Source organism: Streptomyces sp. NBC_00464 (genome assembly GCF_036013915.1).
GTDB lineage: Bacteria > Actinomycetota > Actinomycetes > Streptomycetales > Streptomycetaceae > Streptomyces.
On record NZ_CP107899.1, the window covers coordinates 7,774,279 to 7,789,006 of the forward strand.

Annotated in this window: 11 protein-coding genes; 7 read left to right on the plus strand and 4 right to left on the minus strand. The window is 67.9% G+C overall.

The genetic code is table 11. The features are described 5' to 3' along the window. Nucleotides 1-327: 327 nt before the first annotated feature. Nucleotides 328-1,128 (minus strand): SAM-dependent methyltransferase, encoded by an 801-nt coding sequence (locus OG912_RS34915; RefSeq protein WP_327712805.1) that lies wholly within the window; start codon nucleotides 1,126-1,128, stop codon nucleotides 328-330. Nucleotides 1,129-1,591: 463 nt separating this feature from the next. On the opposite strand from OG912_RS34915, the gene OG912_RS34920 reads away from it, so the two are divergent. Next, complete coding sequence (locus OG912_RS34920; RefSeq protein WP_327712806.1) at nucleotides 1,592-2,050, plus strand: DUF2690 domain-containing protein; 459 nt, start codon at nucleotides 1,592-1,594, stop codon at nucleotides 2,048-2,050. Nucleotides 2,051-2,304: 254 nt separating this feature from the next. Here the strand turns inward: OG912_RS34920 and exaC are convergent, their stop codons facing one another. Both exaC and OG912_RS34930 read right to left on the minus strand, forming a co-directional pair. After that, nucleotides 2,305-3,828, minus strand: a complete 1,524-nt coding sequence (gene exaC / locus OG912_RS34925) for an acetaldehyde dehydrogenase ExaC (protein ID WP_327712807.1) — start codon at nucleotides 3,826-3,828, stop codon at nucleotides 2,305-2,307. A 110-nt stretch (nucleotides 3,829-3,938) separates the two neighbouring features. Then, the gene (locus OG912_RS34930; protein WP_327712809.1) at nucleotides 3,939-5,192 is read right to left on the minus strand and encodes a GAF domain-containing protein; all 1,254 of its coding nucleotides are present in this window, start codon (nucleotides 5,190-5,192) and stop codon (nucleotides 3,939-3,941) included. 1,008 nt (nucleotides 5,193-6,200) lie between these two features. On the opposite strand from OG912_RS34930, the gene OG912_RS34935 reads away from it, so the two are divergent. The 6 genes from OG912_RS34935 (at nucleotide 6,201) to OG912_RS34960 (ending at nucleotide 12,466) form a co-directional block, all read left to right on the plus strand. Then, nucleotides 6,201-8,177, plus strand: coding sequence for an ABC transporter ATP-binding protein (locus tag OG912_RS34935; RefSeq protein WP_327712810.1), 1,977 nt, complete (start codon nucleotides 6,201-6,203; stop codon nucleotides 8,175-8,177). Nucleotides 8,178-8,373: 196 nt separating this feature from the next. After that, complete coding sequence (locus OG912_RS34940) at nucleotides 8,374-8,655, plus strand: DUF5132 domain-containing protein (RefSeq protein ID WP_326734460.1); 282 nt, start codon at nucleotides 8,374-8,376, stop codon at nucleotides 8,653-8,655. A 36-nt stretch (nucleotides 8,656-8,691) separates the two neighbouring features. Next, a complete protein-coding gene (locus OG912_RS34945) occupies nucleotides 8,692-8,871 on the plus strand; it encodes a hypothetical protein (RefSeq protein ID WP_327712811.1) in 180 nt (59 codons plus the stop codon). Between the two features lie 572 nt (nucleotides 8,872-9,443). Beyond that, a complete protein-coding gene (locus OG912_RS34950) occupies nucleotides 9,444-10,457 on the plus strand; it encodes a cupin-like domain-containing protein (protein ID WP_327712812.1) in 1,014 nt (337 codons plus the stop codon). Nucleotides 10,458-10,488: 31 nt separating this feature from the next. Beyond that, a complete protein-coding gene (locus tag OG912_RS34955; protein WP_327712813.1) occupies nucleotides 10,489-11,247 on the plus strand; it encodes an SDR family NAD(P)-dependent oxidoreductase in 759 nt (252 codons plus the stop codon). A gap of 100 nt (nucleotides 11,248-11,347) precedes the next feature. Further along, nucleotides 11,348-12,466, plus strand: coding sequence for an amidinotransferase (locus OG912_RS34960; protein WP_327712814.1), 1,119 nt, complete (start codon nucleotides 11,348-11,350; stop codon nucleotides 12,464-12,466). 72 nt (nucleotides 12,467-12,538) lie between these two features. Here the strand turns inward: OG912_RS34960 and OG912_RS34965 are convergent, their stop codons facing one another. Then, nucleotides 12,539-14,473: a B12-binding domain-containing radical SAM protein gene (locus OG912_RS34965; protein ID WP_327712815.1), complete on the minus strand. Its 1,935-nt coding sequence runs from the start codon at nucleotides 14,471-14,473 to the stop codon at nucleotides 12,539-12,541. Nucleotides 14,474-14,728 lie beyond the last annotated feature (255 nt).

The window sequence follows — 14,728 nt, forward strand, 5'->3', positions numbered from 1 at the left end:
AGACCGCAGTTTCGACGGATCGTGGCGGGTTGACATCGGCGAATCCACCAGTGTCCCAGGAGCGGTGACCGGTGACCTCTCCTGGCGAAACACCCTGTGCCGTCCCGCCGTCCCGCCGTCCCGCCGTCCCGCCGTCCCGCCGTCCCGCCGTCCCGCCGTTCTGCCTGTGCGGTGCGGCGGCATGCTGGAGGCCTGAATCGCGTGCGCGCCCGACCTGGCGCTCTCGGCCCTGCCCGGATTCACTCCGCGGGGCGACGCCTCGGCCTCCAGCCGGTACTACGCCGAGGACATCACGGAGCCGTCCGTCCTCGTTCGAAACGGCGGCCGCTACCGCTTGGCCGCCACGAATCCCCACTGGTCGACCGGCTCGCCGACGGCGGGCTCGTCGGGACGCCACAGGCTGATCGAGCCGAAGCCCGGCTCCACCAGGTCGAGTCCGTCCGCGAAGGTCGCCATGATCTCCTTGGGGCGCGAGATGTACGGCATGGCACCGCCGCTGGCGTACTCCTCGGACCCGGCCTCCGTCTCCGGGGTCCCGATGGTGTCGCACAGCATCAGGTGGCTGCCCGCGGGCAGCGCGTCCAAGTAGCTGCGGAGCAGCGCCGCGGCCTCGCCCGAGTCCGCGACGTGTCCCAGTGTCGAGAGCACCATCACAGCCACCGGCTTGTCGAGGTCCAGCGTCCGGGCGGCTTCTCGCAGCACCGTCTTCGCGTCCCTCAGGTCCGCGTGCACATAGTCCGTCGCCCCCTCTGGCCGACTGGTCAGCAGGGCACGTGCGTGCGCCAGGACGATCGGGTCGTGGTCCACGTACACGATGCGTGCCGTCGGCTCGACGTCCTGGGCGACCTCGTGCGTCGCGTTCGCCGTCGGCAGACCGGTGCCGAGATCCAGGAACTGCCGAATCCCCGCCTCACCGGCCAGATAGCGCACCGCTCGTGCCTGGAACGCCCGGGAGGCGCGCGCTATGTCGATGATCTGCGGGTACAGCTCCTCCATCGTCGCCCCTAGCCGGCGGTCCGCCTCGTGGTTGTCCTTGCCGCCCAGCCAGTAGTTCCACACCCGCGCCGAATGCGGCGTGCCCGTGTCGATTCCGTCCACCGGCGTCGGGGTGTCTTGCTCGTCAGCCATCGGCCCTCTTCAAGTCGTACTTCGGTCGCGGACGACCCCCGTACCGCGCACGCCCATGCTTCCTCACCTGCATCGTCCGCAACAGCCCGGCAAGGGAGCAACTCCCCTACCGGGCACGGAGGCAGAGCGGGCCCGTCATGGTCCGACATGTCGGAACTCCGTACCCGCGCACCCGTATGACTCAACCCGGAGCGCTCCCGACGCCTGCCCTGAAAGAAGCCCTACCCACGTTCACGTGTACGCCGACAGGAGCTGCACGGTGAGCTGTACGCCGACCTCCCCAAGCAAGTCACCCCATTGGTCGCCTGCACCAACTCGCGGGACACCAGCTGCCGTTCGCCCACTGCCGCCCCATCTCTTCGTGGTGGACACGTCTTGATCTGCGTGTTAGCTTCCCCCGGTTGATCACCGGCCACAGGAGTTTCGCAGGCTGGGGAGTTCGATGCGCAGAAATGGGGATGGGATGCACAAGTCGACTTCGGTCAAGGCACTGCTCGTCGGGGCAGCCACGATCGCCGCCACCATGATTCCGCTCGCCGGGACGTCATACGCGGCGAGTTGTTACAGCCTCACCTGCGACAACTTGGGACCTGTCACGTATACGTGTGACGACGACGGCATCGAGGCGCGGCGAGTCGAGAGCGCGGACCGGGTGGCGAGACTCATCTGGTCGTCGAAGTGCCAGGCCGCTTGGGTCAACGTGAAGGGCACGCAGGGGTCGATCTACAACTCGTACGGCTACATCGAGAGGTACAACTCCAGCGGCACCGTTCTCCAGAAGTCGCTGTCGGTGGCGATCCCCCACGGGACCACGACCGACTGGTCGAACATGCTCGGTAACTCCAACACTGGCAATCTGTTCCGAGTCTGCATCAGTTTCCAGGGGGACGAGTACCCGCTCAAGTGCTCTACGAAGTACTGACCTGCGGTTGAAGCGGGCGGGGCGCTAGGGAGCGTGCGGTTCCCAGCGCCCCTCGCGTGTGTCGCTCACGCCGCAGGGTTGCTGGACGTGTTCGCGCAGGCTGACCGGGCGGGTGCGGTAGCGGGGCAACGGTCTGGGCCCGGGCCCGCCGCAAGGCGGCTGATACGGCACGGCCGACTCGGCGTGGGCGGTCATCTCGCCGGGAAGGGCGCCTGGAAGGTAGAACATCTGGTCAGGCGCCCTTTCTTTGGCGTCTAGAAGAAGCCCAGCTTCTTCGGCGAGTACGAAACCAGGAGATTCTTCGTCTGCTGGTAGTGCTCCAGCATCATCTTGTGGTTCTCCCTGCCGATGCCCGACTGCTTGTATCCGCCGAAAGCGGCGTGCGCCGGATAGGCGTGGTAGCAGTTCGTCCAGACCCTGCCCGCCTTGATAGCCCGGCCCGCCCGGTAGGCGGTGTTGGTGTCCCGCGTCCATACGCCCGCGCCGAGCCCGTACAGCGTGTCGTTCGCCGTCCTGATTCCTTCGTCGAAGTCCGAGAAGGACGTCACGGCGAGCACGGGGCCGAAGATCTCCTCCTGGAAGACCCGCATCCGGTTGTCACCCTCGAAGATCGTCGGCTGGACGTAGTATCCGCCCTCCAACTCACCTCCGTGCTCGATGAGCTGACCACCGGTCAGGATCTTGGCACCCTCCTGCTGCCCGATCTCCAGGTACGAAAGGATCTTCTTCAGCTGGTCGTCGGATGCCTGTGCGCCGATCATCGTTTCGGTGTCCAGCGGGTGCCCGGGCACGATCTGTTCGGTACGGGCGATGCCCGCTTCGAGGAACTCGTTGTAGTGTCCGCGCTGGATCAGCGCCCGCGACGGACACGTGCACACTTCGCCCTGGTTGAGGGCGAACATGGTGAACCCTTCGAGTGCCTTGTCGCGGAAGTCGTCGTCCAGCGCCCACACGTCGTCGAAGAAGAGGTTCGGCGACTTGCCGCCCAGCTCCAGCGTGACCGGCTTGAGGTTCTCCGAGGCGTACTGCATGATCAGGCGCCCCGTCGAGGTCTCGCCGGTGAAGGCGATCTTCGCGACCCGCGGACTGGAGGCAAGCGGCTTGCCTGCCTCCACGCCGAAGCCATTGAGGATGTTGACGACGCCGGCGGGAAGCAGATCCGCGACCAGGCTCATCCACACATGGATCGAGGCGGGGGTCTGCTCGGCCGGCTTGAGGACCACCGCGTTCCCGGCAGCGAGCGCGGGGGCGAGCTTCCAGACTGCCATCAGGATCGGGAAGTTCCACGGAATGATCTGAGCCACCACACCCAGCGGCTCGTGGAAGTGGTACGCGACGGTGTCGTCGTCGATCTCGCTGAGCGAGCCCTCCTGGGCGCGCAGCGCACCCGCGAAGTACCGGAAGTGGTCGATGGCCAGCGGAATGTCGGCGGCCAGCGTCTCGCGCACCGGCTTGCCGTTCTCCCAGCTCTCGGCGACCGCCAGCTCCTCCAGATGCTCTTCCATGCGGTCGGCGATCCGGTTCAGTACGGTCGCACGGTCAGCCGCGGACACGGCGGCCCAGGCAGGGGCCGCCGCATGGGCGGCGTCCAGGGCGCGCTCGACGTCGGCCTCGGTCCCGCGGGCGATCTCCGTGAAGGGGCGGCCGTTGACGGGGCTCGGATTCTCGAAGTACTGACCACGGGCCGGCGGGACATAGGCGCCACCGATCCAGTGGTCGTAACGGGACTCGTACGAGACGATGGCGCCCTCGGTGCCCGGCGCGGCGTAACGGGTCATCTGTGTGGCCTCCCGGATCCGGTGCCGCCCGCCGTTGGGCGGCCCTCGGCGCGAGACTAGGCACCCCGACGTTGCAACGCCGTTGCACGGACCGTCCCTGTGAGCCGCCCCTAAGCGCGCTGCTCCGCGTCGAGCGTCCTGGCCCTGGCCCGGAGCGCCGCCCGCCGCTCCAGGGGTGCCGCCGCGGCGAGCGCCTGCCAGACAGAGAGGTCCTCCGCGCCCCACGGGCTGTACGCCCAGTCGGCGAGCAATCCCGGATCACCCCGCGCGATCAGCGCGTCCCGCAGCCGGCCGGCGATCCGGCGACGCTGTCGGACGACCGCCGGTGCCTGCGAACGCGGCAGCAGAGGGCCCGCGTACCCGCCGAGCGCTGCCGCCACGGCCCCGGACTCCAGCCTGCGCGCGACGGCATCGAAGTCGGCGTCCACCGGCTCACCCAGCCGGTACGGACGCGAGCGCAGCAGCTCGGGTCCCAGAAGCCGCCGCAGCCGCGCGAGTTCGGCCCGCATCGTCACGGGGGAGACGGACTCGTCCTCGTACAGTTCGATCAGCAGTTCGTCACCGCCGAGGCCTTCCGGATGGAGGGCAAGCGTCACCAGGATCTCGCTGTGGCGTCGGCTGAGCCGGATCTTGCGCCCGTCCAGGACCAGGAGCGCCTCGTCGCTGCCGAGCGCGGAGAGCTGTGCCGACCCGCCGGCGGGCCGCGGCGCGACGAGTGCGAGCTGGGACTCGGCGGCACGCGCCACAGCCTGTACGAACGCCAGGCTGTGCGGATGCGCGAGTCCGTTCCCGCCGGTGATGTCGACGGCGCCGAGCACCCGGCCCGTATGCGGATCGTGCAGCGGGGCTGCCGCACACGTCCACTGCTGGACCGGGCGAAGGAAGTGCTCGGCGGCGAACACCTGGACCGGGCGGTCGACCGCGAGAGCCGTGCCGGGTGCGTTCGTCCCGGCCTCCGACTCGGCCCAGCGGGCGCCTTCCACGAAGTTCATCCGCTCGGCGCGCCGACGGGCCCGTGCATGCCCCTCGACCCACAGCAGCCTGCCGTGCGCATCGCAGACCGCGAGCAGATGCTCGCCGTCCATGGCGTAGGCGCTCATGAGTTCGCGGATCATCGGCATGACGCGAGCCAGGGGGTGCGTGTCCCGGTACGGACCGAGTTCGCTCGCGCAGAGCTCGACCGAGGCGGCGCCGTCAGGGCTGACCCGCGCCCGGGCCGAGCGTCGCCACGACTGCGCCACGACGGAGCGGACCGGTGTCTCCAGTCGTCCGTCGGAGGTGAACACCTCGTGCGCACGGCGTAGTTCACCGAGCCGGGCGCCGGGGTTCGCGTCGGCGGCCAGAGCCACCCAGGGATCCGTCAACTCACCCTCCCGTCCGTGGCGGCATTCCTGCCCATCGTCGGGGCAACGGGCGTCCGCGACAACCGCTGGGTGCGGGGCAATCCCCTTCGGGGTCCGGAGCCCCGGGGCGCCGTTGCCGTGTCATATGGAGCAATCGCTCGTTGGTCTGTTCATGGAGCGGGAAACACGGGTTCGCATGGTTCCCGACGGGCTGAGGGAGATCGCAGAGCCGATGATCCCACTGTCGCAGCTGCGTGCGCAGGGCAGTAGAACGTGAGACATGCCTGAGGGGTGCGTCTCGCCGCGATCGTCCATGTGCTCGCGGCTGTGACCTGCAGGCTCTGCCGTGTGCCCCGTATGGGCCCCGGCGCAGCCCACGTACCGGCGAACGCCACCTTCTCACCCTCCCCGCTCTCCCTCCGCTCCTACAAACGGCGAATCGTCCCACTCACCACGTAGGGCGCCGTCCAAAGCCTTGTCCTGCACGAGGGCTTGCCTGAGCCCCTCTCCGCTCTATTCGCTCGACTTGCACGCGTCTGCCGGCCGCTCACCGGCCCCGACGTGGTCGATCGGTCTGAAACCGGTGGTTTCCCGCACATGCCGTTCCTCCTCGAATTCCCAGCTGCACGCAGTTCCGCGCCGCAAGGCGTGGACCATGTACCGATTCGCGCCCGGTCGGTGGTCCCCGGCCGCCAACGGTGGGACGTTGCGGCCGTGTTCGGCCGTCCAGTCGTCGCACGGCTGGTCGAGAGCCATCTCATGGCGGGCGAGGGCGTTCAGGAGGTGCACGCCAACCCCGTCACCGGACGGGTGCTCGTGAGGTGCGACCGCACCCTGGACTCACGACGGCTTGCGGAGCTGCTCCGTCGAAGCGTCGACCGAGCCGTCCTGGACGCTCTGGCGCAGCCAGTGATCCCGGCCGCGCGGCAGCCCGGTGACTCGGTCGCCGCCGCTCCGTCCCCGTCCCCGTCCGCTGCCGCTGCCCGGCCCCGGAGGCCGGGCAGCGGATCGGCTCCGAGGACAGCCGGTGTGTCCCCCCGAGGCCGGCTCCTGAAGGTGGCCGCGGGCGGGGCGGCGACCGTCGTCGCGCTGGCATGCGGAAAGGCCGGCATGGGGCTGCTCCTGCATCCGTTCGTCACTCTCGGCGCCGCTGCCGCGGCGACGACGATCGTGATCAGAAGAGCGCTGCGCCGGTCCAGGAAAGGGCGGCCGGAACAGCACGACGGACGTGGCCGGCATCCACTGGGACAGATCATCGGTCCGCACAAGCGCCGGTTCGCGTGGGCGACGCTGCTCTCGGCGACCGGCCAGCTGGCCGAGACCTCTACGTTTGCCATCTTCTCGTACACCTTGATGGTGCTCGTGCAGGGAAACAGTGGCTTGCTGGCGCAGTGGGGGCTTGTCGGCCTGGCTGCCCAACTGCCGCTCCTGGCAGGTGCTGTGGCTCTGGCGTGCGCGGCCACCGCAGGCTTGGAGTACGGCGCCGGCATCGCATGGCGCCGCCTCGGGCAGTCGGTCGAGCACGACTGGCGAACGCGGACCTATGCGCACGTCCAGCAGCTCTCGCCGGCGGATCTGGAAGGGGAACACACCAGTCGGATCACGGCTGTTCTGACCGAGGACGTCAGCCGGATGGGTACGTTCGTCAGCTCGTCGATGCACCAGTCCGTCCAACTGGCCACCAGCTTCGCCGTACTGCTGCCCGTCTTCACGCTGCTCGTCCCCCAGCTCGCCTGGCTCGCCTTCGCCCCGATCCCGCTGATGACCTGGCTCTCCTTTCGGTACCACGAGCGCTCGAAAGCCGCCCTCGCGGTTTCCGGCGAGCGCCGCGGTCGGATGAGGAGCCGAATGTCCGACAACCTTCAGGCCAATTCCACCGTGAAGGCATTCTGCTCCGAGGGCTACGAAGCGGCACACATCACCGAGCTCAGTCAGGGGTACGCGGACGCCACCGAGCGAACCGACCGCAGCATGGTGCTCCAGGCGCTCGTGGTGCGGGCATCAGCCATGACCATGCTGCCGGCCACCCTGTTCCTGGGTGGCAAGGCCGTTCTCAAGGGATCGCTGTCCGTGGGAGCTGTCGCCCCGTTGATCGAGATGCCTGCGCAGGCATTGAAGCGGCTCACCCTGCTGGGCGGGATCACCGACCAGTACCAGCAAGCACGCGGCGCCTTGGCGAACGTCCAGCGGCTGCACGAGCTGCCCGTCGAGTCCGGCACGAACAGTCTGTCCCTGGACCACGGAAGTGTCACCGGGGAGATCGAACTCAAGAATGTCACTTTCGCCTACCCGGGCCGTCCTGCGACACTGGAGAAATTCTCGCTGCACATTGCCCCGGGGGAAGTAACCGGAATCGTCGGCGCCACCGGGTCGGGGAAGACGACTGTTGCAAAGCTGCTCATGCGCTTCCGGCGACCGGATTCCGGCGATGTGCTGCTCGATGGACGTAACGTGGAGGACCTGGCACTGAGCGACCTCCGCGGTGTCATTGGGTATGTTTCCCAGGATCCATTTCTTTTCGACGCCACGATCGCGGACAATATCCGCTACGGCACCTTCGGTGCCGACGATGAGCGACTCGCCGATGCCGCTCGCACGGCAGGTGCGGATACATTTATCTCGGCATTTCCGGACGGCTACCACACCATGGTGGGTGAGCGGGGTTCCGCGCTGTCCGGGGGGCAGCGTCAGCGAATCGCGCTGGCCCGCACCATTCTGAAGAACCCGCCGATCGTGATTCTTGACGAGGCGACCTCCGCTGTCGACAACGGGACCGAGGCGGCCATTCAGTGTGCTCTCAACGCCTTCGGGAAGAACAGGACCATGGTCGTGATCGCGCACCGGCTGTCAACGATCCGCAATGCCGACCGCATCGTCGTGCTGGACCAGGGTGGCGTGGTGAAGGAACAGGGAACCCACCACGAACTGGTCCAGAGTGCTGGCATGTACGCGACCATGTGGGGTCTGCAGGCCGGGGAGAAGGTGCCTGGTGCACGGCACGAGTGACTCACAGGAATAGCGCCTCGGCAGTTCCGGCACTCGTATAGGTGAATGATCGCGAGGTGGATACGGTCGGTGCGTGGGTGTCACCTAACCTGGATTACGTCAGCAAAGCCACCGGAGATCTACATGAAGGATCCGGCGGTAATCATTCCGGTCGTCATTACTGGTGACCACGCAGATAGTGAAAGGCTGAATCAGTATGCTGCCTGTAGTTCCCCCCTTCCTGCTCGGGCTGCTCGTCGCCCCGTTGGCGAAGCGCGTGGCAAAGCCCGTATTTCAGGGCGTCGTAAAGCTGTCCGTGGGAATCGCCCTCGACGCCAGGCGTGCCGTGCACAGTGCGGGAGAGGAATTGCGTGACCTGACTGCCGAGGCTTTGGCGGATGAGATCCTGGCGGATTCGGTAGTGGAAACCTCCGGAAACAGCGACGCACAGGCGGGCCAGCGGAAGAAGCACGTCGCGGCCGCCGCCAAGGCGCACTGACGGTACCGACCGTTGCCGCTTCCCCTATGAGGTGACGTGACGATCAGAACTGTGCTCTACACCGCTGAACTGTATGTCGAGGACAGGAAATACACGCTGGTGGTCAACCACCAGTCGCAGGAAATCGCGCAGACCGTGCAGATCACGCGGAAGGCGGTGGACAAGCTGCCGGACTACCTGTCCATGCTGAGGTCCCGCGCCGGTAGGCGTCTGTGATCCATCGCGACGGAGGCTCAGTCGTCAACTCTGGTCACTGATGTCGACGAGCCCGTGGCGAACGGTCGTGCGCTCGGATGGTGAGGGTAGTGAACGCCTGCGACACAGTCGTCGCAGGCGTTGCTCATGGCTTCGTGCAGAAGGCGATCAGCCGCTCGCTCCAGGAACGCGAGATGCTGGGAAGAGCGGCGACGATGCTTGTCAAGGACGTCACACTCAGCCGAAATCATCGGCGGCCGGGAGGGACCGCGGCACGGGCCGTGACGCGGGGATCACGCTTCCTGAGCGCAGGAGACCGCGTGCGGCCCCGGGCTCCTACCTGGGCTTTCCGGCAGGGACGGCCGGTGGCAGCACCGCGCTGAATACAGAGTCGAGCGTGGATCTGCCGCGACCCGAGCTGGCCTGAATCCGGAGGGCCGCCGTTGGCAAAGCGGACTCGGCCCTGTGCAACATGGGGCGCTTTCGCTTACCAAGTAGAGACGTGTGCCTGCCGAGGATCCACCGACGGAGGTGTCCGGTTGTCGGGCCGAGCAGAGTTGACCGTATCGAACAGGCGTGGGCGGTGAGGCGCCATGAGCCGGCCTGACCGAGCGGGTGGCCGCACGGAGACGGACGGCGACGGACAGAATCCGGGTCAACGGATGCGGGCGGCCGGCATGACCGTGCTCCCGGTGCGGCGCATAGCCGCCGGGGACGTGGGCGCCCTGCGCCGAGCCGTCGCCGACCGCTCCGGCCCGGTGCTCTGCACCGGGCTCACGGATCGCTGGGGCGCACTGGCCACATGGAACCCGGCCGAGCTGCGCCGCCGGCACAGTGAACGGCAGGTGACCGCTCTTGTCGGTCTTCCTGACACAGGGGTGCTCTTTCCCCAGGACCAGCACCTCTACGAGAAGACGCTCGGCTTCACCGAGTTCGTCGACATCATGCTCACGACCGCTCCCTCCGCGCCCTGCTATCTCGCGTACCGCAGGGCCCACGAGATCTTCGACCCCGCCGACTACGACTTCGGCTCCCTCGTGCCGTCCAGCGGTCGGCACCCCACGGACACCAGGGTGTGGATCGGCTCGGCCGGCACGCGCTCGATGCTGCACTCCGACCTCAAGGACAATCTGTTCTGCCAGGTATGGGGCGAGAAGGACGTCACGCTGCTCGACTGGCGGGACAGCAGAGCCGCGTACCCCTTCCCCGACAATCTGGTCAACAGCCAGGTCGACCTCGGGGCCCCCGACCTGAAGCGGTTCCCACGACTCGGGCGAGCGCGCTTCCACCATGTACGGGTGGGGCCGGGCGATCTGCTGTACGTCCCGCGCGGCTGCTGGCACGACATCCGCGCACGCACCCCCTCCATCTCCATCAACCACTGGTTCGGGGAGCCGCTCGGCCTCGCCGAGTACCTGCGGCTGCTGGCTGTCCTCGGACCGGACTACTGGCGGAGTACAGCCCGCGACTTCGTCGTTCACGGACTGCTCCGCCGGAAGGAGTCGACCCGGTTCTTCTTCAGCCCTGCCTCCACCGGCAAGCGCCTGTACGACGCCCTGCGTTCGGGGAACTTCTCCCAGGACAACGACCCGAGCTCCACCCAGTAGCAACACGTCGCGAAGAGGCAGGAGAAGACGCATGTCCGCTGGGGAACAGCCACGCCGGGTGCTTGTCACGGGCGGAGCCTCGGGTATCGGCGCCTCCATCGCACGGCGCTTCGTACGGGACGGCGCCCGGGTCGGCGTCATCGACCGCGACCCCGTGGCGCTGGCGGCGTTCGCCGAGACCGACCCCGGGGTGGGGCTGCTGCTCCACACGGACGTGTCCGAAGCCGCAGACGTGACCGCGGCCTTCGCCACCGTGGACGAGGAGTGGGGCGGGGTCGACGTGCTGTGCAACAACGCAGGCATCAGCATCCGCAGCCCGTTCCTCGATACGACGCTCGAAGCGTGGGAGCGCACGCTCCGGGTGAATCTCACCGGAGTGTTCCTGATGGCCCGCGAGGCGGCCCGGCGCATGGTCGACGCGGAAGGCGGAGTGATCGTCAACACCGCTTCCGTCAGTGGGATGGTCGGCATGCCCCGCTACGCCGCCTACAACGCGAGCAAGGCCGGCGTCATCGAACTGACCAGGACCATGGCCCTGGAACTGGCGCCCCGCGTACGAGTGAACGCGGTGTGCCCGGGATATGTGCTGACCCCCATGCAGCGGGCCGAGTACAGCGAGGACCAGCTCGCCGAGCAGGCCGAGGTGGTTCCCCTGAAGCGCCTGGGGGACCCCGCGGAGATCGCCTCCCTGGTGGCCTACCTGGCATCCCGCGACGCAGCGTTCGTCACCGGCCAGTCCTTCGTGATCGACGGTGGCGAGACGGCTGGAGGACTGGCCAGCGCCCACTGAGGCCGATCGCGCCACCCACCGCACAGCACCCGCAACGGCGTCGTCCTGGGCACAGGGCGGGGCATCCGCCGACGTTCGTACGGAGGAACAGTTGAATCGCATGGAGCCTTGGACGGGCGATCCCAGCTCACCTGACAAGGAGACGGCCGGCAGCCCCCCTGTGGCGCTCAGCTCGTACACCGAGTGGGACCCCCTACGCGAGGTCGTCGTCGGGTCCCTGGCGGGTGGGGTGTTTCCCAGCTGGCAGGAGTCCATGACGCACACGTTGCCGGAAGCGGCGTGGCGCATCTGCCGGGAGGAAGGCGGCCAGCCGTTCCCGGCCGCCCACCTCAAGGCGGCCGAGGGCGAACTGGACACGCTGGCCGGCATCCTCGAATCCGAGGGCGTCACCGTGGTGCGCCCCGACATCGTCAGCCACCGGCGGCCCTTCCGCACGCCGCACTGGACATCCGATGGCGGCCTGTACGCGGGCATGCCCCGCGACCTGCTGATGGTGGTGGGCGACACTGTCATCGAGGCGCCCATGTCCTGGCGGTGCCGGTACCACGAAGGGGACGCATTCCGTACGTTGCTGAAGTCCTGGTTCCGGCGCGGCGCCCGCTGGATGCCGGCGCCCCGTCCGCAGCTGCTCGACGAGCTCTACCGGACACCCGGCGATGCGGCGTCTCCCGATGCGGAGCGGTGGGCGGTGACCGAATTCGAGCCGGTCTTCGACGCCGCCGATTTCCTGCGGTTCGGCGAGGACGTCATCGTGCAGCGCAGCCATGTCACCAACGAGTTCGGCATCGACTGGGTCCGGCGGGCCCTCGGACCGGAGTTCACCGTCTCGGTCGTCGAGACCAATGATCCTCACGCCATGCACATCGACGCCACCTTCGCTCCGCTGGCGCCCGGAAAGCTGCTGGTGAACCCCGAACGGTACATCCCCCACCCGCTGTTCGAGGGCTGGGAGATCCTCCCCGCCCCCGCCCCGGCGCTGCCGCCGGACTGGCCGATGTACTTCTGCAGCCCGTGGGTGAGCATGAACGTACTCTCCCTGGACCCGGAGACCGTCGTCGTGGAGCGCCAGGAGCAGCCGCTGATCGACGCGTTGACCGCCTGGGGGTTCCGCTGCGTGCCGGTGGACTTCCGGCATGTCTACAGCTTCGGCGGATCGTTCCACTGCGTGACTCTCGATACCGTGCGCGACGGGGGACCCGGCAAGTACCTGGCTTCGTGAGAACGAGCCGAACCGCTTCCGGTGGGCCGGGCCCTGCCCCGAGCGGGCCCCGGCCCACCGGCGGGATGGCGTTCAGGCCGAGAACAGCAGGCGTGCGTAGTCCGGACGCAACACGACGTTGTTGGCGTGCACGCAGTACTCCACGGCCAGTTGGGGGGCAGGATCGCCTTCGGTTCCTGTCACGTCATCGACCGCTTGCATCAAGTCGGCGATTGAGTCGTACCGTTGGCCGAGCGCTGAGCAGACGTCGTACGGGCTCCAGCGGGACGGGTCCTCCCAGTAGCCGGGCAGGCCGATCGCCTGGAACACGGCGTGCGTCCGTTCCGGGCGGGTGCCTGTGATCAGCTCGACAAGCGTGAGTGCGAGGTCTCCGGGATTGGCGGTGTCCTCGGCGTCGCCGTCGGCCGAGGGCGTTGCCAGGACGCGTCGGAGGAGGGCTTCGGCGTCGCCCGCGACCGGCGGCACGAGGGTGCCGGTGGAGAGAACGCGGGTCATGAAGGCGGGCCAGTCGCGTGTCGCGCGGAAGGCCCGGGAGAGGAAGGTCTCCTCGACGTAGGCGAAGAACTCGTCCACGGCCCGATTGCTGCCCAGTTCCCCGACCAGCGACGGCGGATAGCCGAAGGTGGGGTAGAGCAGGTCGATCTCGTCCAGCCGGCCCCGGGGGCCGACGGAGTAGGCGGATGCGGCGGATTCGCCGATCGCCCCGTCACCGAGATCGAACACCCGGGTCGCGCGGGTGATCAGGGAATCGTCGAAGCGTTCCCCGAGGCCGAGCTCGTTGACCGTACGCAGCGTGGCCGAGACGGTCTCGGCGGTGGCGTAGGAATTGCCCAGGAACATGTCCAGGCGCCGGGACGGCAGGGGCTGTCCGTGCTCGCGCCGGTACTTCTCCTCCTCCTCCAGCCAGTACAACTGGGCCTGGATGGCGTGCCGGGACCGATAGGGCACGCGCGTCTGTTTCAGGTTGTCGTCGTGGTAGGAGGCGAACTGGTTCCAGCTCGGCTCGAAATGCGCGTCCAGCAGCATCCGGATCTCGTCTCGGTCCAGCGCCGGGTTGGGCAGCAGGTAACAGGTCCAGCCCACAGGCCTGTCCCGCCCCCGGTTGAGCCTTCGCATCCGCTCGGCCATCTCGAAGAGCAGGGCGTTGCTGCCGATGTTGATCTCTGAGCAGACCAGCCATATCCGGCTCACTCCGCGATCGGCCAGGAACGTGATGTCGGACATCACCACGTCGAGGTCCCTGATGCGGTGCTGCCGGCCCTTGACCACCGGCTCCGTGCAGAAGTAGCAGCGGTACGGGCAGCCGCGCTGGATCTCGACCGGGACATGGGCGGAAACCGGGCCGGTGCTCCTGTCCGCGCCGTAGAAGGCGAGAAGATCGTCCAGGACGGCCTCGGTGTACTCGGTGTGGTCCGCGGGAGGCAGGAACACCCTTGGACCGAAGGAGTATTCATCGCCCGAGGGATACGCGAGGTTCGCGATCTCGCCCAGCTTCCGGTGCGCGAGGACGTCGTCCAAGCGGGCCATGACGTGGTCCGGCTCGCCGACCACACCGAAGTCCGGGCGCAGCCGCTTCATGAGCGCCTGCGCCTGTGTGGAGAAGCCGAACCCGCCCACCATGACCGGCACGTCGGTCAACGAGCGCAGCAGCGCCATGAGTTCCTCGGTGTCGTCCACCGGCCAATAGCTGTTGCGTACGACCTCCGGTGCGCCCGGGAGGGGGCTCTCGGCGTAGTTCCAGATGAAGATGGAGTCCACCTGGCGCAGGTGGATCCCGATGATGCGCGGCGATGTGCGGTCCAGGGCCTGCCTCAGGACCTCCTTCCACCGGTGCTTGGGCGTGCGGAGGAGATCAAGACGTTCAGTGGTCAGGTTGTTCCGTGCGGCGACAGCCGAGACCTGCACAAAGGCGTAGGGGTAGATGGGCAGCGCCGGGTAGTTCGAGGCGCTGATGAGCAGAACGTCCGTGCTGGTCCCCGGACCAGCCGTCGAGCTGTCGACCGACATACGTCGCCGTCCTTCGGAACGTGAGGTGGCTCTGCCGCGATGGCCGCGCAGGGCTACCAGGCGTACCGAAGCACCCGGCCCCTCACAAGAGGCCGGTCCAGGACAGGGCGTCCGTATCCGGTCGTTCACATGTCCCTGACCGTGTCCGGATCGTGGCCCTGCGCGACGGGGCGGCCTTGACTGGGCACCGAGGGCCTTCACTAATGGAGCCGAGCAATCGTCGTCGCCCTCCGTTCCCGACGCAGGAGTGGGTGC

Coding starts and splice junctions, on each gene's coding strand:
- OG912_RS34915 (WP_327712805.1), bottom strand. CDS start 1,128: ATGGCTGACGAGCAAGACACCCCGACGCCGGTGGACGGAATCGACACG.
- OG912_RS34920 (WP_327712806.1), top strand. CDS start 1,592: ATGCACAAGTCGACTTCGGTCAAGGCACTGCTCGTCGGGGCAGCCACG.
- exaC (WP_327712807.1), bottom strand. CDS start 3,828: ATGACCCGTTACGCCGCGCCGGGCACCGAGGGCGCCATCGTCTCGTAC.
- OG912_RS34940 (WP_326734460.1), top strand. CDS start 8,374: ATGCTGCCTGTAGTTCCCCCCTTCCTGCTCGGGCTGCTCGTCGCCCCG.
- OG912_RS34950 (WP_327712812.1), top strand. CDS start 9,444: ATGAGCCGGCCTGACCGAGCGGGTGGCCGCACGGAGACGGACGGCGAC.
- OG912_RS34955 (WP_327712813.1), top strand. CDS start 10,489: ATGTCCGCTGGGGAACAGCCACGCCGGGTGCTTGTCACGGGCGGAGCC.
- OG912_RS34960 (WP_327712814.1), top strand. CDS start 11,348: ATGGAGCCTTGGACGGGCGATCCCAGCTCACCTGACAAGGAGACGGCC.
- OG912_RS34965 (WP_327712815.1), bottom strand. CDS start 14,473: ATGTCGGTCGACAGCTCGACGGCTGGTCCGGGGACCAGCACGGACGTT.